Origin of the sequence: Bradyrhizobium sp. SPXBL-04, from assembly GCF_051853035.1 — a bacterium.
Classification (GTDB): domain Bacteria; phylum Pseudomonadota; class Alphaproteobacteria; order Rhizobiales; family Xanthobacteraceae; genus Bradyrhizobium; species Bradyrhizobium zhanjiangense.
In genome coordinates this window covers 4,925,188-4,943,667 of the sequence record NZ_CP182472.1, presented here as the reverse complement: position 1 = coordinate 4,943,667, position 18,480 = coordinate 4,925,188, and the positions used below count along the sequence as shown (strand labels likewise).

The window sequence follows — 18,480 nt, the reverse complement described above, 5'->3', positions numbered from 1 at the left end:
CCTGTGCGCAATTGCGCACTAGGCCGGGACGACACTGAGGGGAGGTGCGGGCCTACGCCCGCTGCACCCCGACCACGCGGCCCTTTTCGATCGCGAGCGCCAGCTCGCCGCGCTTGAGCTTCAGCGCGGCATCGCCGAACAGCTCGCGGCGCCAGCCGCGCAGGGCCGGCACGTCGGCCTCGTCACTGGCTGCAATCTCCTCGAGATGGTCGACGGTGGCGATCACCTTGCTGGCGACTGCATGGCGCTCCGCGGTCATGCGCAGCAGCACCTTCAACAGCTCGACGATGGCGGCGCCATTAGAGTTGTTGCGCGGCTTCTCCAGCTTCGGCAGCGTCGAGAAATCCCGCGCCAGCCCGCGCTCGACCGCGGCGACGATGTCCGCGCCCCATTTGGATTTCTCAAACCCCTTCGGCACCGAGCGCAGATGGGCGAGCTTGTCCAGCGTGGTCGGCGCATGCGTTGCGATGTCGCTGATCGCTTCATCGCGCAGCACGCGACCGCGCGGCACGTCGCGGCTCTGCGCCTCCTGCTCGCGCCAGGCCGCGACCTCCATCAGTACCGCGAGGTCCTTCGGCTTGCGCACCCGGGTCTTCAGCCGCTCCCAGGCGCGCTCGGGGTGGAAGTCGTAGGTCCTGGGCGAGGTCAAAACCTCCATCTCGATGGAGACCCATTCGCTGCGGCGGCGCTTCTTCAGGTCGGCGTCAAGCGCTGCGAACACGTCGCGCAGGTGGGTGACGTCTGATACCGCGTAGTGCATCTGCTCCTTGGTGAGAGGCCGGCGCGACCAGTCGGTGAAGCGGTGAGTCTTGTCCGGGCGGTGACCGGTGACCTTCTCGACCAACTGGTCATAGGCGATGCTGTCGCCATAGCCGAGCACCATGGCGGCGACCTGGGTGTCGAACACCGGATGCGGGATGATGCCGGCCTGGTGCCAGATGATCTCGATGTCCTGGCGGGCGGCGTGGAAGACCTTCAGCACGCCTTCGTTGCCCATCAGCTCGAAGAACGGTTTGAGGTCGATGCCCTCGGCCAGGGCGTCGATGACGACGGCTTCCTCGGCGCTGGCCATCTGCACCACGCACAACAGCGGGTAATAGGTGGTTTCGCGCAGAAACTCGGTATCGACGGTTATGACGGGGTGCTTGGCCAGCCGGCTGCAGGCAGCCGCGAGGTCAGCAGTGGTGGTAATCAAATCCATGAACGGCCCATGACGAGATCATCAGCCGTTCTGCCGAAAGTGCAGTGATGTCAAGGGGCTCGATGCGAATTCAAGTCTTGCATTTGGGCCGAAATCGCATTTTTCCGACAAAAATCCTATTCGTAGCGGACCCGCTGCGAGGATTTCCGGGCGCACGGCAGCGCCACCACGAGCACGCACATGGCGACCAGAGCCAGTCCAAGGAACTCGAAAACCAACAGATCCACGGCGAAACCCCTCAGAAACATTGCTAAATTTGTCTGGGGTGCGTTGAGGGTCTGTTAATTCCAATGGTTACCGGCGGCGGGGCCGGGCGAATGGTGGACGGCAGGTTAACGGGCAGCGGCCGTCCAAACGAATTCGGCGCCCCGCATGATGGAGCGCCGAAGTTTGTTTGCGCAATGAGTTGCCGGCGTTACGGCAGTTTCAGCGACGTCTCCGCGTTGTAGGGCTTGAGCGTCTCGTCGGCGGCCTTCTGGGCGGCGGTGAGGGCATCCTTCGGCTGCTTCTTGCCGTTGAGGACCAGCATCACCTCGTCCTCGAGGTTCTTGCGCACCGGCACGGTCTTGTAGGTCGCGAACCAGGGCTTTGCGACGTCGAGCTGCTCGACGGCGGTCTTGGCGTCCGGGTTCTTGTTCAGGAAGTCGACCATGTCGGGTGTCTTGTAGGCGGCCATGTTGGGCGCGAAATAGCCGGTGGCGCGGCTCCACCAGGCGCTCTTCTCGGGCGAGGTCATCCACTTGATCAGGGTCCAGGCGGCCTTCTGCTTGTCGGCTTCGAGGCCGGCCGGAATGATCAGCGAGGCGCCGCCGATCGGCACGGCGTTGCGGACGTTGCGCGGGATGAAGGCGACCTTGTAGTTGAATTTGGCGTTGTCGCGCACATAGGTGAGCGAGCCCGCGGAAAGCATCATCATCGCGGCGTTGCCGGAGATGAAGGAGGTGCTGACGGCAGGTCCAGGCGTAGCGCCGGGCGGATGCACCTTGTGCTTGGAGATGAGGTCGTTCCACCAAGTGAGCGCACCGAGCATCGAGGGCGTGTCGTAATAGACCTCGCCGCCGAACTCCTCGTTGTAGTAGCGCCCGCCATTGGACATGGTGAGCGTTTCCATCATCCAGCCGCAATAGTCATAGGCGCAGGGGATCGCAATTCCCCATTGGGTGACCTTGTCGCCCTCGCGCTTGGTGAGCTTCTTGGCCCAGTCGGTGAGCTCGGCCCAGGTCTGCGGCGGCTTGCTCGGATCAAGGCCCGCTTCCTTGGCCTTGTCGGCGTTGATGTAGAGCAGCGGCGTCGAATTGTGGAAGGGCACACCATAGACCGAGCGGTTGATCACCGCGTTGCCCTGTAGCGCCGGGAAGAACTGGCCCAAGAACTTTTCCTTGGTGGTGCCGTCGGCGGCGATCAGAGAATCCAGATTGGTGAGCTCGTTCTCGATCTGCATGTCGAGCAGGAAGTTGGCCGACATGATCACGGCTGACGGCGGCTTGCCGGCCTTGATCGCGGCGCGCGTCTTGATCAGCGTGTCGTCGTAGGAGCCGGTGTAGACGGCGGTTGCCTTGACCTCGGGATGGGTCTCGTTGAACTCCTTGATCAAGGTCCCCATGTCGCGGGCAAGCTTGCCGTCGACGGGGACGGGGAAGAACAAATCGATCTCGGTCGGGCCTTCGCCGGCGAGAGCCGGAAAGGCGAGGGCGCCGGCCATCGTGCCTGCAATGGCAAGGCCGAGCATGAGCCTGCGGGATAACAGCATCGGAAAATCTCCTATTTGATGCCTGAGGTGACGAAAGAGCTGATGAAGCGCTTCTGGAAGATCAGGAAGGTGACGAGCAGCGGTGCGATCACCATCAGCGTGCCCGCGGCGATGGTGCCCCAGGCCTGGGTGCCCTCGGCCGTCTTGGTGAAGACGGAGAGCCCGACCGTGAGCGGCCGCTTGTCCGGCGAGTTGATCACCATCAGCGGCCACAGGAAGTCATTCCAATGGCTGGTCACGGAGATGATGGCGAAGGCCGAAAAGCTCGGCAGCGACAGCGGCACGTAGATGTGGCGGATGCGCTGAAACAGACCCGCGCCGTCGATCAGCGCGGCGTCCTCCAGCTCGGTCGGAATGGCCTCGAACGCTTGCCGCATCAGGAAGGTGCCGAAGGCCGAGGCAAAGAACGGCATCATCACGCCGGTGAGCGTGTCGTAGAGGCCGAGCTGCGCGATCAGGCTCAAATTGGGCACGATCAGCAGCACCGGCACCAGCATCAGCTGCATCAGAAACAGGTAGAAGATCAGCGTCTTGCCGGCGAAGGCGAGCCGCGCGAAGGCAAAGCCCGCCAGCGTGATCGTGACGAACTGCACCAGCAGGATGCCGGTGCAGATGATGGTGGTGTTGAGGGTGTAGCGCGGGAAGTCGCCGATCTCCCAGGCATCCCTGATGTTGTCGAGCGTCGGCTTCAGGCTCGGCATCAGCTCGGCCATCAGGTTGATGCCGTCGGAAGCCGGGCGCAGGGTCGCCACGCCCATCCAGAGGAACGGGATCAGCCAGACCAGCGCGAGCAGCACGGTCAGCACGAAGCCGAGCTTTGGCGTGATCTCGCGGCGCGTGGCGAGCGGAGCATCCCTAAACAGACGGTCGATCAGATTCATGGCCCGCCCTCGCGGTTCGCCAGCGTGCGGAACGAAAGCGCGGTGAGGCCCATCAGCGCGGCCAGCGTCAGCAGCGTCGCCGCCGAGGCCTTGCCGACGTCGTAATGCTCGACCGCCTGCTGGTAGATGTAGAACAGCACGAGATTGGTCGAGTTGGACGGGCCACCCTGGGTCAGGACGAAGACGTGGTCGACTTGCGTCACCGCATTGAGCGTCGCGATCACGGTGACGAACAGGAAGGTGGGCTTGAGCTCCGGCAGGATGATGTAGCGCAGGCGCTGGAACGGACCGGCGCCATCGAGATGGGCGGCCTCCGTGACGTCCTCCGGCACCGCCTGCAGGCCGGCGAGGAAGAACAGCATGTAATAGCCGGCGTTCTTCCAGATCGTGATCACCATGATCGCTGACAGCGCGATGTCGGGGTCACCCAGCCAGTTCGGCAGCACCGGAAGCAACCGGCCGATGTAGTAGTCGAGCAACCCGACATTGGGCAGGAAGATGAACAGGAACAGCGCGGATGCTGCCACCATCGGGATCAGCACCGGCAGGAACAGCGCGGCGCGAAGTGCGCTGGTCACCGCGTTGGTGCGCGCGAGCGCCAGCGCGAACAAGAGCGCGAGGCCGATGCTCGGGATCGCCGTGCCGACGGCATAGATGAGATTGTTGACGACCGCGCCGGTGAAGGCGGGGTCGGCAAGCACCGCGCTGACATTGTCGAGGCCGACGAAGCGGACGGGCGCTTTCGGCGTCGTGCGCTGATAGAGCGCATCGATGAACACGCGCCCCATCGCGCCATAGGTGAACAGCGCGAGGAAGATCAGCGAGGGCAGCAGCAGCAGATAGGCCGGTAGCGATGCCTTAAAGCCGGCGGCGAAGCGCTTCAGGACGTGCAGGCGCGGTGCCGCCGAGGTCGCGACCGGGAGAGCCGCGGGTTCGGCGAGGCTCATCTCACCGCGCCGCAAACTTGAGCGCATAGTCGCGGCCGTCCATTCCCGCAGGCGGGTCGAAGGGGAAGCGCAGACTGGTGTCGAGGAAGTCGTGGCTGTGCACGACCAGGTTCTCATCGTCGATCAGCACCACGCCATAGGCCGGCGGTTCGTGGCTCGCCAGATGCGGCGCGTTGGCATTGAGCTCGAACCAGACCTGATGGTTGGTGCCGCGTAGCGTCGAGAACGGGATCTTGCCGTAGCTGCCGAAGATCGGCCGGTGCACATGGCCGAAGAAGAGGTGGCGGATGCGGCTGCGATAGGGCGCGATCACCTCGGCGAATTCGCCGCGCTGCTTCAGCGCGATCTCGTCCATCGCGAGCACGCCGACCGGGAAGGGCGGATGATGCATGAAGACGACGAACGGCATGTCAGCGGGCGCTGCGGCCAGCGTGCTTTCGAGCCAGCCGGAGCGCTTGTCGCACATCTCGCCGGCGTGGCTGGTCTCGTCCAGCGTGTCGAGGAAGACGAACAGGCCGTGCTCGGTGGTGCGCGTCCCCTGAACGAAGCCATTCTGATCGCGCGGCGCGGACCGAAGACCGTCGAGGCAGGCCACTCGCTTGTCGTGATTGCCGACCATGGCGATGTAAGGCATCTTCAGCGCGGCCATCGCGTCTGCGAAATTGGCGTATGATTCAGGCTCGCCCCAATGGGTGAGGTCGCCGGTCACGACCGCGAAGGCCGCATCGGACTGATGCTTGTTGATGTCGGCGATGGCGGCATCCAGCCGAGCGCGCGGGTCGAGGCCGTAGAGCTTCAGCCCGGGATTCGCGAGATGCGTGTCGGTGAGGTGGATGAATTTGAAGGGCATGGCGCGCGTGTCAGGTCTCTGGGAGGATGGTCGCCTCCGGCAAGACGGCCCGCCAGCCGGTTAGAGTGAGAGTGTTTCAGTTTGATGACAGTGGTTGCCGACGCGGCAAATTGTTGGTCAGAACGGCGAGTGCGGTCAACGGGGTCGTCTCGCGTTGCGGCATCGAGCCTATCGCAGTGCGCAGAGTCGGACGAGCGCAGGCAAATCCATCAGCATCGCGAGTGCAGGGATGGTTGAGGCGCCGAGGAAGATGGGTGCGCTGCGCTCTACCCATCCAACGGCATTTTTCACGTCCCGCAGAACGTCTGCAGCACCCGTTGATCCGGCAGCGGGGGATCGGCGTAGGCGGCGTAGTCCGGCTGGTCGTCGAACGGCTTGGCCAATACCTTCAGCAGCTCCTCGAACGGCGCGTAATTGTCATCGTTGACTGCGGCCTGGATCACGGCTTCGACGCGATGGTTGCGCGGGATGAAGACCGGGTTGACGGCGTGCATGGCGGCTTTCCGTTCGGCCGCGGTCTGCGGCTCCAGGGCAATGCGCTCGCGCCAGCGCTTGGCCCACTCGTCGAAAACCGAGGGATCCATGAATTGCGCGCGGACGTCGGCGTTGCCGGACTCATCGCCTGTGGCGTCGCCGAGCTTGCGGAAGGTGAGGGTGAAGTCGGCCTGGTTCTTGGCCATGGCATCGAGCAGGTCCTGGATCAGGGCGTCGTCGCTGTCGCGCTCCGTGAACAGGCCGACCTTCTTGCGCAGGCCGGCCTGATAGGCCGCACTGAAGGTCTCGGCGAAGGCGCCGAGAATGTCCTGGGCTTCGGCGACTGCTTTCTCCTGATCGTCGGAGAACAGCGGCAGCAGGCATTCGGCGAGCCGGGTCAGATTCCACAGGCCGATGCGCGGCTGGTTGGCATAGGCGTAGCGGCCCATCTCATCGATCGAGGAGAACACCTGCGCTGGGTTATAGGCATCCATGAAGGCGCAGGGGCCGTAATCGATGGTCTCGCCGGAGATGGACGTGTTGTCGGTGTTCATCACGCCGTGGATGAAGCCGACCAAAAGCCAGCGCGCGACCAGATCGGCCTGGCGCGCGACAACGTTTGCGAGCAGGGCGTGATAGGGCCGCTCGACATGCAGCAGCTCGGGATAATGGCGGGTGATCACGTGGTCGGCGAGCCGGCGGATCGCCTCGGTGTCGCGGCGGACGGCAAAGAACTGGAAAGTGCCGACGCGGATATGGCTGGAGGCGATGCGCGTCAGCACCGCGCCGGGCAGCGCGGTCTCGCGGATGACGTGCTCGCCGGTGACGACGGCGGCGAGCGAGCGCGTGGTCGGGATGCCCAACGCGAACATCGCTTCACTGACGATGTATTCCCGCAGGACCGGCCCGAGCGCGGCGCGGCCATCGCCGCGGCGGGAGAACGGGGTGGGGCCGCTTCCCTTGAGCTGGATGTCGCGGCGGACGCCATCCCTGTCGATGACCTCGCCGAGCAGGATGGCGCGGCCGTCGCCAAGCTGGGGCACGAAATGCCCGAACTGGTGGCCGGCATAGGCCATGGCGATGGGGTCGGCGCCGGCGGGAACCGCCTTGCCGGCCAGAATTTCGGCGCCTTCCGGGGTCTCCAGCGCATCCGGATCGAGCCCGAGCTGGACCGCCAGCGGCCGGTTCAGCTTGATCAGCCGGGGCGCCGCCACAGGGGTCGGCGCGACGCGGGCGAAGAAGCTGTCCGGCAGCGCCGAATAGGAGTTCTGGAAGGGGAAATGGACCGTCATGGCCTCAAGATAGGGCTGGAACGCCTGATGGCAAAGGCTCGGCCCTTGAAAATGGACCCATCTGGCCCAAAACAGCGCGTTCCCTTGGTTGCCGCCTTGGGCCTCGTCGGGTAAACCCTGCCGCAACTTCGGACCGGCCGTTACAGGCCGTCCGATTCGCTTCCTCCGACATTGATTTTGGGACGACCATGCATCGCTACCGGTCACATACATGCGGCGCGCTCCGCGAGAGCAACATCGGCGAGACGGTTCGCCTCTCGGGCTGGGTCCATCGCGTTCGCGACCATGGCGGCGTGCTGTTCATCGATCTGCGCGACCATTACGGCCTGACCCAGTGCGTGGTCGACCCGGACTCGCCGGCTTTCTCGCTGGCCGAGAAGCTGCGCTCGGAATTCGTGGTGCGGATGGACGGCAAGGCCCGGCGTCGCCCCGAAGGCACCGACAATGACGATCTGCCGACCGGCAAGGTCGAGATCTACATCAGCGAGATCGAGGTGCTGGGCCCGGCCGGCGACCTGCCGCTGCCGGTGTTCGGCGACCAGGAATATCCCGAGGACATCCGCCTGAAGTACCGCTTCCTCGATCTGCGCCGCGAGAAGCTGCATCAGAACATCATGACCCGCATCGAAATTATCAAGTCGATGCGCAGGCGCATGGAGGGGCAGGGCTTCTTCGAGTTCAACACCCCGATCCTGACCGCGTCCTCGCCGGAAGGCGCGCGCGATTTCCTGGTGCCCTCGCGCATCCATCCCGGTAAATTCTACGCGCTGCCTCAGGCACCGCAGCAGTACAAGCAGCTGCTGATGATGTCGGGCTTCGATCGCTATTTCCAGATCGCGCCGTGCTTCCGCGACGAGGATCCGCGCGCTGACCGTCTGCCCGGCGAGTTCTATCAGCTCGACGTCGAGATGAGCTTTGTCACGCAGGAAGACGTCTTCGCGGCGATGGAGCCTGTCATCACCGGCGTGTTCGAGGAGTTCGCGAGAGGAAAGCCGGTGACGAAGGGCTGGCGCCGGATTCCCTTCGCCGAGGCACTGCGCAAATACGGCAGCGACAAGCCGGACCTGCGCAATCCCATCGAGATGCAGGACGTCTCCGAGCATTTCCGCGGCTCCGGCTTCAAGGTCTTTGCGCGCATGCTCGAAGACCCCAAGAACCAGGTCTGGGCGATCCCGGCGCCGGGCGGCGGCAGCCGCGCGTTCTGCGACCGCATGAACTCGTGGGCGCAAGGAGAGGGCCAGCCCGGCCTCGGCTACATCATGTGGCGTGAGGGCGGCGAGGGTGCCGGTCCGCTCGCGAACAACATTGGTCCTGAGCGCACTGCTGCGATCCGCGCGCAGCTCGGCGTGAAGGAGGGCGATGCCGCCTTCTTCGTCGCCGGCGATCCCGACAAGTTCTGGAAGTTCTCCGGTTTGGCCCGCAACAAGGTCGGCGAGGAGTTGAACCTCACCGACAAGGAGCGGTTCGAGCTCGCCTGGGTCGTCGACTTCCCGATGTACGAGTACAACGAGGACGATAAGAAGGTCGACTTCTCGCACAACCCGTTCTCGATGCCGCAGGGCGGCCTCGAGGCGCTAAAGGGACAGGATCCGCTGACCATCAAGGCGTTCCAGTACGACATCACCTGCAACGGCTACGAGATCGCCTCGGGCGGCATCCGCAACCACGTGCCGGAAGCGATGGTGAAGGCGTTCGAGATCGCCGGCTATGGTGAGCAGGAAGTGGTCGATCGCTTCGGCGGCATGTACCGCGCCTTCCAGTACGGCGCCCCGCCGCATGGCGGCATGGCCGCGGGTGTCGACCGCATCGTGATGCTGCTGTGCGGCACCACGAATTTGCGCGAGATCTCGCTGTTCCCGATGAACCAGCAGGCCATGGACCTCCTGATGGGCGCGCCGTCGGAAGCCACCACCAAGCAGCTCCGCGAGCTGCACGTGCGGGTGAACCTGCCGCAGAAGTGAGGCTCTTCGCCTCTCCCCGCACGCGGGGGAGGGGCCGCGTCACATCGAAGATGCGAGGCGGGTGAGAGGGTACTCTCCGCGATTCGATCTGCTGATTTTGGGTCCGCTCTCTCCACCCGTCATTGCGAGCGAAGCGAAGCAATCCAGAATCTTTCCGCGGAGGCAGCCTGGATTGCTTCGCTTCGCTCGCAATGACGGGAAGGGATTTTCGCCAGGTCAGCTGTCATCTCATTCGCAGCGATAAGCCCTACAACCCTGTCGACGCCTCGATCCTGAACTGTGCCAGCGCGCTCTCCGGATCGCTTTGCGAGAGCTGCATCAATTGCATCAGCGGCACCTTGGCGCGGGGCGTCAGCTTGACGGTCAGCGTCTGCCCGGATGTCTCGACGAAGCCGGCGAGCGCATCGACCGCCATTCTAACGTCGGCATTGGACGCCGCGATCTTCTCGCCTTGCGCCCTGATCATCTCGACGATGGCGCGGCGCGCGGCGTCGCGGCTGACATTCTGCATGCGTGAGCACTGCGCGACGACGAGATCGACGCCGCCGCTGTCGCGCAGCGAGAGTTCGAACGCACCGGCCTCCACCTGCGCCGCCTGACCCATCGCCTGCGCCGGATCAGTCGTGAAGAGGCCGCGAGCGATCGCGATGTCCTCGATCGTCACCGTGCGAGTGGGCAGATCGAAATCAATCTTGCCATGGCTCGCCTTGCCGCCGCTCGAACGGATCCTTTCGAACGCGGCCTCGACCTCGGCGGTGGCGCGATGCTTGGCGTAAAGGTTGAAGCCGAACCATCCGCCCGCTCCGAGCACGGCTGCCACGATCAGGCCGATCAGGATTCGCTTCATTCCCTTGCTCCAGTTGCTCGTTTTGCACCGTGCAACCTGGCATATTCGCGAAACGCCGGGCGGTCCAGGGAAAGCTATGGTTTTCAAGTATTTGACCACGCGTCCTGTTGATGGGGTCGCAATCGGATGTTGCCACCGGGGCGGCTGCCGTGCTTCATCCCGTTTCCACGGCCCGGAAATACCGTCCGCTCGGGCGGCCGCTCCGGTTCAGACATTTTGAGGCCGGTAACGCGAGGCGAGACACCGCATGTCGTCCTACTCTGATGATCTCCACCAGGCGGCGCTCGCCTATCACCGTCTGCCGCGGCCCGGAAAGCTGGAGATCCAGGCAAGCAAGCCGCTTGCCAACCAGCGCGACCTCGCGCTGGCCTATTCGCCGGGCGTCGCGGCCGCCTGCACCGAGATCGCCAAGAATCCCGCCGAGGCCGCCTCGCTCACCACCCGCGCCAATCTGGTCGCCGTGGTTTCGAACGGCACCGCCGTGCTCGGCCTCGGCAATATCGGCCCGCTGGCCTCCAAGCCGGTGATGGAGGGTAAGGCGGTCCTGTTCAAGAAATTCGCCGGCATCGACGTGTTCGACATCGAGATCGCCGCCGACACCATCGACCGCGTGGTCGAAACCGTGGCGGCGCTCGAGCCGACCTTTGGCGGCATCAATCTGGAAGACATCCGTGGACCGGAGTGCTTCGAGATCGAGGCGCGCTTGAAGGAGCGCATGAAGATCCCGGTCTTCCACGACGACCAGCACGGCACCGCCATCATCGTCGCCGCCGCCATCACCAACGGCCTCAGGCTCAACGGCAAGAAACTGTCCGACGTCAAGATCGTGGCGTCGGGGGCAGGGGCCGCGGCACTTGCGACGCTGAACCTGCTGGTGTCGATGGGCGCGCAGCGCAAGAACATCTGGGTTTGCGACATCGACGGCCTCGTGCACGAGGGCCGCAACACCTCCATGGACCGCTGGAAGGCGGTCTATGCGCAGAAGACCGACAAGCGCACGCTCGCCGACGTCATCGGCGACGCCGACATCTTCATCGGCCTGTCCGCGCCCGGCGTGCTCAAGCCTGAGATGGCCAAGGCGATGGCCGACAAGCCGCTGATCATGGCGCTCGCCAATCCCATACCGGAGATCATGCCGGAGGATGCGCGCAAGGTGCGCCCCGACGCAATGATCTGCACCGGCCGCTCCGACTATCCGAACCAGGTCAACAACGTCCTGTGCTTCCCCTTCATCTTCCGTGGCGCGCTCGACGTCGGCGCCAGCGCCATCAACGAGGAGATGAAGCATGCCGCCGTCGAGGCGATCGCGCAGCTCGCGCGCGAGGCGCCGTCGGATGCGGTCTCCCAAGGCAGCCTCGACACCGGTGAGGCGGGTGGCTTCGGGCCCGGCTCGTTGATCCCGAGTCCGTTCGATCCTCGCCTGATCCTGCGCATCGCGCCGGCCGTTGCCAAGGCGGCGATGGAGTCCGGCGTCGCGACGCGCCCCATTGCCAATTTCGACGAGTATCGCGCGCTGCTCGAGCGCTTCGCCTTCCGCTCCGGCCTCGTCATGAAGCCGATGTTCGCCAAGGCCAAGACCCAGCCGGTGCGCGTGATCTACGCCGAAGGCGAGGACGAGCGCGTGCTGCGCGCGACGCAGGTGGTGCTGGAGGAGAAGCTGGCGACGCCGATCCTGGTCGGCCGTCCCTCGGTGGTGGAGGCGCGCATCAAGCGCTTCGGCCTCTCGATCAAGGCCGGCAAGGACTTCGACCTCGTCAATCCCGAGGACGATCCACGCTACCGTTCCTATGTGCAGACCTATGTTGAGGTCGCCGGCCGCCGCGGCGCGACGCCCGACGCGGCGCGCACGGTGGTGCGCACCAACAACACGGTCATCGCGGCGCTTGCCGTGGTGCGCGGGGAGGCCGATGCCATGCTGTGCGGCGTCGAGGGCCGCTATATGAGCCATCTGCGCCATGTCCGCGAGATCATCGGCTTCTCAGCCGGCATCAGCGATTACGCTGCGTTGGCCCTGCTGATCACGAGCAAGGGCGCCTTCTTCATCGCGGACACGCAGGTGCGGCCCAATCCGAGCGCGGAGGAGCTCGCCGAGATCGCGTCGCTCGCGGCAGTCCATGTGCAGCGCTTCAACATCAAGCCGAAGATCGCCTTCGTCTCGCATTCGGATTTCGGCAGCTACGACACGGACTCCTCGCGCAAGATGCGCCGGGCGACCCAGCTCCTGAAGGAAAGGCATCCGGAGATCGAGGCCGACGGCGAGATGCAGGGCGACACCGCACTTTCAGCTGCTGCGCGGAAAATGGTGCTGCCGCACTCCAAGCTGGAGGGCGAGGCCAACATCCTGATCATGCCGACCCTCGACACCGCCAACGTCGCCTACCAGATGATCAAGTCGCTGGCGGACGCGCTCCCCGTCGGCCCCATCCTGGTCGGCCCGGCGCGCCCGGCGCACATCCTGACGCCCTCGGTGACCGCGCGCGGCATCCTCAACATGACGGCTGTTGCAGTCGTGGAGGCGCAGGAACGGGCAGCGCGGCAGCAGCCGACGTTGTTTACCTGAGGCGCGATCTCTTCGCCTCTCCCCGCTTGCGGGGAGAGGCCGGATCGCATCGACAGATGCGATCCGGGTGAGGGGGACTCTCCGCGAGTCCAACTCTCACCGTCCCCGCAGAGGCTCACCCTCACCCCAACCCTCTCCCCGCAAGCGGGGCGAGGGAGCAGACCTCCGGCGCACCCGCGCTTCAATCTTTTCAAAACGGTTTGCGATTTCCCCGTTTGTAAACTGTCGCACGACTCTTCATAATCGCCCGGCACTCGCGTCAAGACGCCGATTTCAAAAAGCCTGAGCCAAGAGGCCGATCATGCCAGCGTTCGTGACTTTCGGGCGAATCCTGTTCGCCGTGCTGTTCATCTACACGGGCGCGACCAAGCTCTTTGCCATCCAGGCGACCGCCGACTTCATCGCCACCAAACTCGTGGTGCCCGACGTCGTCGCGCCTTACGCCAAGCAGCTCGAGACGGCGACTGCCATGACCACGCCGCAACTCCTGGCGATCGCCGTCGGCGGGCTCGAGATCATCGCCGGACTGATGATCGCGCTGAATTTCGGCGCGCGATTGTTCGCGATGCTGCTGATCATCTACGTCGCGGTCGCGACCGTGCTGTTCGATGACTTCTGGAACCAGGCGCCGCCCGACAACGCCAAGATGGTGGTCGACGCGCTGAAGAATCTGTCGATCATCGGCGCGCTGTGCATGATCATCGGCTACGGCCGCACCACGCGCCCGGCGGAGGCGGCCTACGGCGACGTGTAGCGCTACGTCCTGCGCCACGGGGTCACAGTCACCTCATGCGCCGCGTCGAGCAGGTACGGCGCCCCTGGCTTCATCCCGTGCGAGGCGAGCACCTCGTGCGGGGTCCGCTGGGGCACGCCGACAAAACAGCCCTCGCCGCCGGGCAGTCGAACGTGCGGCGCCTCCGACAGCCAGAACGTGTCGTAGCGGTCCATGAACATGTCGAAGACCACGGGGCCGCCGATGACGGCGACCATGCCGGAGGCGACGTCGGCAAAGGCGCAGGCCTCTTCGAAGCGCGCGTGATCCGGATTCCACAATGTCGCGTTCGGCATTTCAGGATCGACGGTCAACGCCTTGATCTTGCGGGTCAGGATCAGCCGCTTGCGCTTCGGCGAATTCGGCTGGTGCTCGTGCGAATTGCGGCCGTGCACGATCAGCGCGGCGCGATCGAGCGCCTGCTCAAAGAACAGCTTGTCGCCGTCGAACTTCAGACTGTCCGGCATGACGTGCGCCGCGTCGGCGAGCATGCCGTCCGCCGAGACGATGACGTAGCCTTCGAACCGGAAAGACAATTGCCTTCTATTCGGAAACGGTCGTCACAACGGAATTGACCGGGCGCTGGCTTACCGTCGGCAGCTTGATGTCCTTGAGCAGCTCCTGGTCGTATTCGGGCAGCGTCGACGCCGGGAATTTTGCGCGCATCGCCACCACCTTGTAGCCGCCGGCCTTCAGACGCTTGAGCAATTCGGGTAGGGCTTCGGCGGTGTGCTTCTGAAAGTCGTGCATCAGGATGATGCCCTTGCCCTTGTTCTCGAGCTTCTTCATCACAGTCTCGATCACCTTCTCCGGCTTGGAGGCCTTGAAGTCGAAGGAGTCGATGTCGCAGGAGAAGATCCCGACGTTGCGGTTGCCGAGATAGGTGACCATCTCCGGCGGATGCTGAAGCGCCGGGAAGCGGAAGAACGGCGACGGCGAGATGCCGCCGAGCGCCCATTTCACGGCGCTGAAGCCCTTCTCGATCTCATCCTTGCGCTGCGCTTCCGTGAGCTTCTTGTTGTTGAGGTTGGCGTGCGACCAGGTGTGCGCGCCGATCGTATGACCGGCCGCATAGACCTGCTTCAGGATCTCCGGCTCGTAGGTCGCGTGCTTGCCGATGGAGAAGAAGATGCCGGTGGTGCACTCGTCGGCGAGCGCTTTCAGCACCGCAGGTGTGTTCTTGGGCCAGGGGCCATCGTCGAAGGTCAGCACCACCTCGTGATCGCGCAGGAAGTCGAGCTCCTTGAAATGCTCGAAGCCGAAGCCGGGGCCGCCGGTGGTGTCGATCTCGACGGTGCGGGCGACGCCGAGCGCGCCCGGCGTGTTGCAGGCTGCGCGCGCCGGCTGCGGCGCCTGTTTCGGTGGCGGCGGGTTGACGAAGCCCGCTGGTGCGGCCGCCACTGCGGGAGCGGCCGCCGGCGCTGAAGCGGCCGGTGTCGCCGCTGGTGCGGCTTGTGTGCTTGCTGCGGGTTTTGCCGCGGTCTGCGACCATGCTGCACCCGTCATGGCCAAAGACATCGCGCTTGCTAAAATCAGTCCTGCCGCCACGCGCATGGTGTTGTCCTCGAGATTGATCCCGTTGTTCCGCCGCGGCTTTTCGCCTGCGACAAAAGCCGTCCTGTCCCCAAACGATCCTAGCCTAGATGGTGGGCCCTCGCCATTGCAACGGCTGTTTGGTGCCACGCCACAATTGTGCCCAACCGGATCGGCCGCGCCGCATCAACTATCGGCCAGCGCCTTGGCAATGGCCGTTTTGACCCGCGTATCGGTCGGCGCCACCGCGGACGGAAAGACCTCGGCGATGTAGCCGTTACGGCCGATCAGATATTTGTGGAAGTTCCACTTCGGAACCTCCCTCGGCCGCGCGTCGGCAGCCCATTTGTAGAATGGATGAGCCTTCGCGCCGACCACCACGGCCTTGGCCGTCACCGGGAAGGTAACGCCGTATTGGTGGTGCGCCGTGTCGGAGATTTCGCTGGCGCCGCCGGGCTCCTGGCCACCGAAATCGTTGGAGGGCACGCCGATCACGGTGAGCCCGCGCTCGCGAAACTCGCCCCATAGTTCTTGCAGGCCGGCATATTGCGGGGTGTAGCCACAGAGCGAGGCGGTGTTCACCACCAGCAGCGGTTTGCCCGTGAACGCGGCAAGGCGGATGTCGTCGCCGGACAATGCGGGGAAGGAGAAGGCATAGGCCGAGATCCGGCTCATGCCGCCGTCGGCAAACGCGCGCGTCGCTGGCGCGATGGCGCCCGCAAGGGCCGCGGCGAGCATGGTCCTGCGGTTCATCATGCGGCGTCCCCCGAAATGATCCGGGGCTCATGTTACTCCGCCGGCACGACCGGGCCGCTCAACACCGCGTTATCGGACACGGTGCGGAGCGCTAGTACAAGCGGACGATGAAATCGGTGCCTTCGCCGGTCTCGCCCTGGTTGATGCCCTGGTCGGAGACGATGATCGAGCCACCCGATGTCAGCATCTCGTTGATCTTCGCCATCGTGTCGGCAGGGATCGCGATGCGGTCGAGGGCCTCAGCCGGGCTGTTCGGCGTGACCACCGGCTTTGCAGCAACGGGGATCACGGCAGCGCCGCCCTGGCGACGTGTTACGCGACTGTCGTCCTCGCGCGCAGCTGCGCGGACGGAGACCGGCAGCGACACCACCGACCAATGCAGCGCATTGGAGTCGGTCTTGTCGACTTCGGCTGTGAAGACATGCGTACCGAGCGGCCGGTCGCTCGCGGCGATCGTGACGGGCACCTCGAACAGCGGCGCAAAGTTCTGCCGCACGTAGAGCTTGGAATCTTTGCGGCTGATGAAGACGGCGATCTGGCCGGCCCGCTTCGGCGCGTCCGGCTTCGCCGCCGGCGCGGGATCGGCAACGCTGGTGTCGTCTTTCTTCGCGTCGGGCGAGGCGGCGAGTGCCGACGCCGTGGCGTCAGGCTTCTTCGCGGTTTCGGCAGTTTCAGTCTTGGCGGCGTCGAGCTTGTTGTCGGTCGCCGTCGAGGCCTTGAGCGCTTCCGCGGCTTCAATGGGCTTCGCGTCCGTGCTCGCGCGCTTGGCGGTTTCTTCGGGCTGCGGCTTGGGCGCGTCAGATGCCGCGGCGGTCTTGGTCTCGATCTTGTCGGTCGGCGCAGCCGCTTCCTCGCGGGCGGGCGCATTACCGGTGGTCACATCCGACATCACGGTGTGGCCGACCGAGGCGCGCAGCTCGAACAGGCTGTCTGCACTGGCGGTCTTCGTCTCGACCGGCGGCTTGGCTTCAGTGACGTTGGTTTGTGCTGCGCCCTTATCGGCCTTGTCGCCGACATTGATCTGCGGTGCGAGGTTGGCGGCGGGCTGCGGCGGCACGCGCACCGCAGCAAGCAGGGGATGCGAGAAGCTTTGCGGCGACATCTGGCCGGGCGCGACGATGACGCGCGCGCCCATCCTGGTCCAGTTCCACATCTTCACCGCGAACGCCATCGGCATCCGGATGCAGCCATGCGAGGCCGGATAGCCCGGCAGCACGCCGGCATGCATGGCAACGCCGGACCAGGTGATCCGCTGCATGTACGGCATCGGGGCGCCGCTATAGATGTTGGAATGGTGGAATTTGTGCTTCTGGATGACGCTGAACACACCCATCGGCGTCGAATGGCCCTTCATGCCTGTCGACACCGGGGATTCCGCGAACACGCCCTTGCTGTCGTAGACCGTCACCTTCTGCCGGTCGATCGAGACGACGATGACGAGCGGTCCTTGCGGCTTGGTGCCGGCTTCCTTCTCGGCGACGATCTCCTTCTTGCCCGCCGCGCCGCGCTTCTGCGGCTTCTGGCGCGGTATTTCGGGATACCGATCCTGCCGGGCGTAATAGGAGCCGTCGGAATAATCCGTCCAATAATAAAACGCTGCGTCAGCCTGGCTTGCCGTCCCGATCGCACCCGCAGCCGTCAAAATGGCGACCTGCCAAAAACGCGTTGGCTTGGCAGCAAAACCGGACTCATTCACGCTGTTCATCCTCGAATCCATAATCCAAATCAGACGTTAGTCTCGCAAAGAGGATACGCGTTCACCACCAAGGCGGTTCTGCCGTCAGCTACTTTTGTTCAACGCGTAGCAAAAAAGCCTCACAGAGCGGTAAACGGCGGCCGTGGCGACTGGTCGCTCGTCTTCCTGATCGGCCGCCTGATGCCTACATTGCGGGGACTTGTTACCGGAGAACTTCATGTCATCTCGTTTCCCCGGTCTTTTCGGCATCCGCTTGAAAGGCCTCGCTTTATTCCTCTTGGCTCTGGCTATGCCGGTGGCGTCAGCCCCCGCTGCCGACGAGCCGGATCTGATCTTTCGCCGCTCGACCGTATTCAAGTGGATGAGCCCGAACGACAAGCTCGCGACCTACGGTCTCGATGATCCCGAGGTGGAGGGCGTCGCCTGTCACTTCACCGTGCCGGAGAAGGGCGGCTTCAAGGGCTGGCTCGGCCTTGCCGAGGAGGTCTCGGACATCTCGCTGGCCTGTCGCCAGGTTGGCCCGATCAAGTTCAAGAACAAGATGGAGCAGGGCGACGACATGTTCCGCAAGCGTCGCTCACTGTTCTTCAAGAAGATGCAGATCGTGCGCGGCTGTGACGCCAAGCGCAACGTGCTGGTCTACATGGTCTATTCGGACAAGCTGATCGAGGGTTCACCGAAGAACTCGACCTCGACCGTGCCGATCATGCCATGGGGACCGGCGGACTCAAATGTCCAGAAGTGCGGCGAGTTCTTCACTCACTGACGACAGCGCGGCTTTGCAAGATGCGAACCGGTCAGCCGCACGAATGTCTGCGGCGCGGCTTCAAGGCCGCGGTTCGCTTGCAGCGCCATTTCACCAGGTGACTTATTGCCAAGTGATGTGGCGCTGTCGCGAACGGATCGTTGATCTCCGCGGCCCGTCCGCTGCGCCGCCTCGCGCGTCGCTGCGCAATCCCT

The 18,480-nt window shown here is 64.5% G+C and carries 14 protein-coding genes and 1 pseudogene; 4 read left to right on the top strand and 11 right to left on the bottom strand.

Annotation, left to right across the window (positions count from 1 at the left end):
- Positions 1-52 precede the first annotated feature (52 nt).
- From rnd to ACNJX8_RS23480, 6 genes are all read right to left on the bottom strand, one after another.
- A complete protein-coding gene (gene rnd / locus ACNJX8_RS23505) occupies positions 53-1,201 on the bottom strand; it encodes a ribonuclease D (protein WP_439356906.1) in 1,149 nt (382 codons plus the stop codon).
- A 415-nt stretch (positions 1,202-1,616) separates the two neighbouring features.
- Positions 1,617-2,951 (bottom strand): ABC transporter substrate-binding protein, encoded by a 1,335-nt coding sequence (locus ACNJX8_RS23500; protein ID WP_439356905.1) that lies wholly within the window; start codon positions 2,949-2,951, stop codon positions 1,617-1,619.
- An 11-nt stretch (positions 2,952-2,962) separates the two neighbouring features.
- Complete coding sequence (locus ACNJX8_RS23495) at positions 2,963-3,832, bottom strand: carbohydrate ABC transporter permease (protein WP_128934231.1); 870 nt, start codon at positions 3,830-3,832, stop codon at positions 2,963-2,965.
- Entirely contained in the window at positions 3,829-4,779 is a 951-nt protein-coding gene (locus ACNJX8_RS23490; protein ID WP_164935066.1) for a carbohydrate ABC transporter permease, read from the bottom strand. Before ACNJX8_RS23490 ends, ACNJX8_RS23495 begins: the two co-directional genes overlap by 4 nt.
- A 1-nt stretch (position 4,780) precedes the next feature.
- Positions 4,781-5,629 (bottom strand): phosphodiesterase, encoded by an 849-nt coding sequence (locus ACNJX8_RS23485; RefSeq protein WP_439356904.1) that lies wholly within the window; start codon positions 5,627-5,629, stop codon positions 4,781-4,783.
- Between the two features lie 287 nt (positions 5,630-5,916).
- Positions 5,917-7,395, bottom strand: coding sequence for a protein adenylyltransferase SelO (locus ACNJX8_RS23480; protein WP_439356903.1), 1,479 nt, complete (start codon positions 7,393-7,395; stop codon positions 5,917-5,919).
- Positions 7,396-7,583: 188 nt separating this feature from the next.
- On the opposite strand from ACNJX8_RS23480, the gene aspS reads away from it, so the two are divergent.
- On the top strand, positions 7,584-9,356 hold the full coding sequence (aspS, locus tag ACNJX8_RS23475) for an aspartate--tRNA ligase (protein WP_439356902.1): 1,773 nt from the start codon (positions 7,584-7,586) through the stop codon (positions 9,354-9,356).
- A 247-nt stretch (positions 9,357-9,603) separates the two neighbouring features.
- Here the strand turns inward: aspS and ACNJX8_RS23470 are convergent.
- Positions 9,604-9,999 (bottom strand): annotated as a pseudogene (locus ACNJX8_RS23470) (hypothetical protein); the annotation flags it as partial.
- Positions 10,000-10,450: 451 nt separating this feature from the next.
- Here ACNJX8_RS23470 and ACNJX8_RS23465 point away from each other — a divergent pair.
- Together ACNJX8_RS23465 and ACNJX8_RS23460 are read left to right on the top strand one after the other, a co-directional pair.
- A complete protein-coding gene (locus ACNJX8_RS23465; RefSeq protein ID WP_128941889.1) occupies positions 10,451-12,763 on the top strand; it encodes an NADP-dependent malic enzyme in 2,313 nt (770 codons plus the stop codon).
- A 301-nt stretch (positions 12,764-13,064) separates the two neighbouring features.
- Positions 13,065-13,517, top strand: coding sequence for a DoxX family protein (locus ACNJX8_RS23460; RefSeq protein WP_128934225.1), 453 nt, complete (start codon positions 13,065-13,067; stop codon positions 13,515-13,517).
- A gap of 2 nt (positions 13,518-13,519) precedes the next feature.
- On the opposite strand, the gene ACNJX8_RS23455 is transcribed toward ACNJX8_RS23460, so the two are convergent.
- The 4 genes from ACNJX8_RS23455 to ACNJX8_RS23440 all read right to left on the bottom strand — a co-directional run bounded on the left by ACNJX8_RS23455 (position 13,520) and on the right by ACNJX8_RS23440 (position 17,529).
- Positions 13,520-14,071 carry a dihydrofolate reductase gene (locus tag ACNJX8_RS23455; RefSeq protein WP_164935067.1) on the bottom strand — a complete coding sequence of 184 codons (552 nt, stop codon included), beginning with the start codon at positions 14,069-14,071 and terminating at the stop codon, positions 13,520-13,522.
- 7 nt (positions 14,072-14,078) lie between these two features.
- Positions 14,079-15,089: a polysaccharide deacetylase family protein gene (locus ACNJX8_RS23450; protein ID WP_439356901.1), complete on the bottom strand. Its 1,011-nt coding sequence runs from the start codon at positions 15,087-15,089 to the stop codon at positions 14,079-14,081.
- A gap of 165 nt (positions 15,090-15,254) precedes the next feature.
- Positions 15,255-15,824: a glutathione peroxidase gene (locus ACNJX8_RS23445; RefSeq protein WP_439356900.1), complete on the bottom strand. Its 570-nt coding sequence runs from the start codon at positions 15,822-15,824 to the stop codon at positions 15,255-15,257.
- A 91-nt stretch (positions 15,825-15,915) separates the two neighbouring features.
- Positions 15,916-17,529 carry a L,D-transpeptidase gene (locus tag ACNJX8_RS23440; RefSeq protein WP_439356899.1) on the bottom strand — a complete coding sequence of 538 codons (1,614 nt, stop codon included), beginning with the start codon at positions 17,527-17,529 and terminating at the stop codon, positions 15,916-15,918.
- 208 nt (positions 17,530-17,737) lie between these two features.
- Between ACNJX8_RS23440 and ACNJX8_RS23435 the strand changes: the two genes are divergently transcribed.
- Positions 17,738-18,286, top strand: a complete 549-nt coding sequence (locus ACNJX8_RS23435; protein ID WP_439356898.1) for a CreA family protein — start codon at positions 17,738-17,740, stop codon at positions 18,284-18,286.
- Positions 18,287-18,480: the final 194 nt, after the last annotated feature.

Coding starts and splice junctions, on each gene's coding strand:
- ACNJX8_RS23445 (WP_439356900.1), bottom strand. CDS start 15,824: ATGATGAACCGCAGGACCATGCTCGCCGCGGCCCTTGCGGGCGCCATC.
- rnd (WP_439356906.1), bottom strand. CDS start 1,201: ATGGATTTGATTACCACCACTGCTGACCTCGCGGCTGCCTGCAGCCGG.
- ACNJX8_RS23500 (WP_439356905.1), bottom strand. CDS start 2,951: ATGCTGTTATCCCGCAGGCTCATGCTCGGCCTTGCCATTGCAGGCACG.
- aspS (WP_439356902.1), top strand. CDS start 7,584: ATGCATCGCTACCGGTCACATACATGCGGCGCGCTCCGCGAGAGCAAC.
- ACNJX8_RS23490 (WP_164935066.1), bottom strand. CDS start 4,779: ATGAGCCTCGCCGAACCCGCGGCTCTCCCGGTCGCGACCTCGGCGGCA.
- ACNJX8_RS23480 (WP_439356903.1), bottom strand. CDS start 7,395: ATGACGGTCCATTTCCCCTTCCAGAACTCCTATTCGGCGCTGCCGGAC.
- ACNJX8_RS23465 (WP_128941889.1), top strand. CDS start 10,451: ATGTCGTCCTACTCTGATGATCTCCACCAGGCGGCGCTCGCCTATCAC.
- ACNJX8_RS23485 (WP_439356904.1), bottom strand. CDS start 5,629: ATGCCCTTCAAATTCATCCACCTCACCGACACGCATCTCGCGAATCCC.
- ACNJX8_RS23435 (WP_439356898.1), top strand. CDS start 17,738: ATGTCATCTCGTTTCCCCGGTCTTTTCGGCATCCGCTTGAAAGGCCTC.
- ACNJX8_RS23450 (WP_439356901.1), bottom strand. CDS start 15,089: ATGCGCGTGGCGGCAGGACTGATTTTAGCAAGCGCGATGTCTTTGGCC.
- ACNJX8_RS23460 (WP_128934225.1), top strand. CDS start 13,065: ATGCCAGCGTTCGTGACTTTCGGGCGAATCCTGTTCGCCGTGCTGTTC.
- ACNJX8_RS23440 (WP_439356899.1), bottom strand. CDS start 17,529: ATGAACAGCGTGAATGAGTCCGGTTTTGCTGCCAAGCCAACGCGTTTT.
- ACNJX8_RS23495 (WP_128934231.1), bottom strand. CDS start 3,832: ATGAATCTGATCGACCGTCTGTTTAGGGATGCTCCGCTCGCCACGCGC.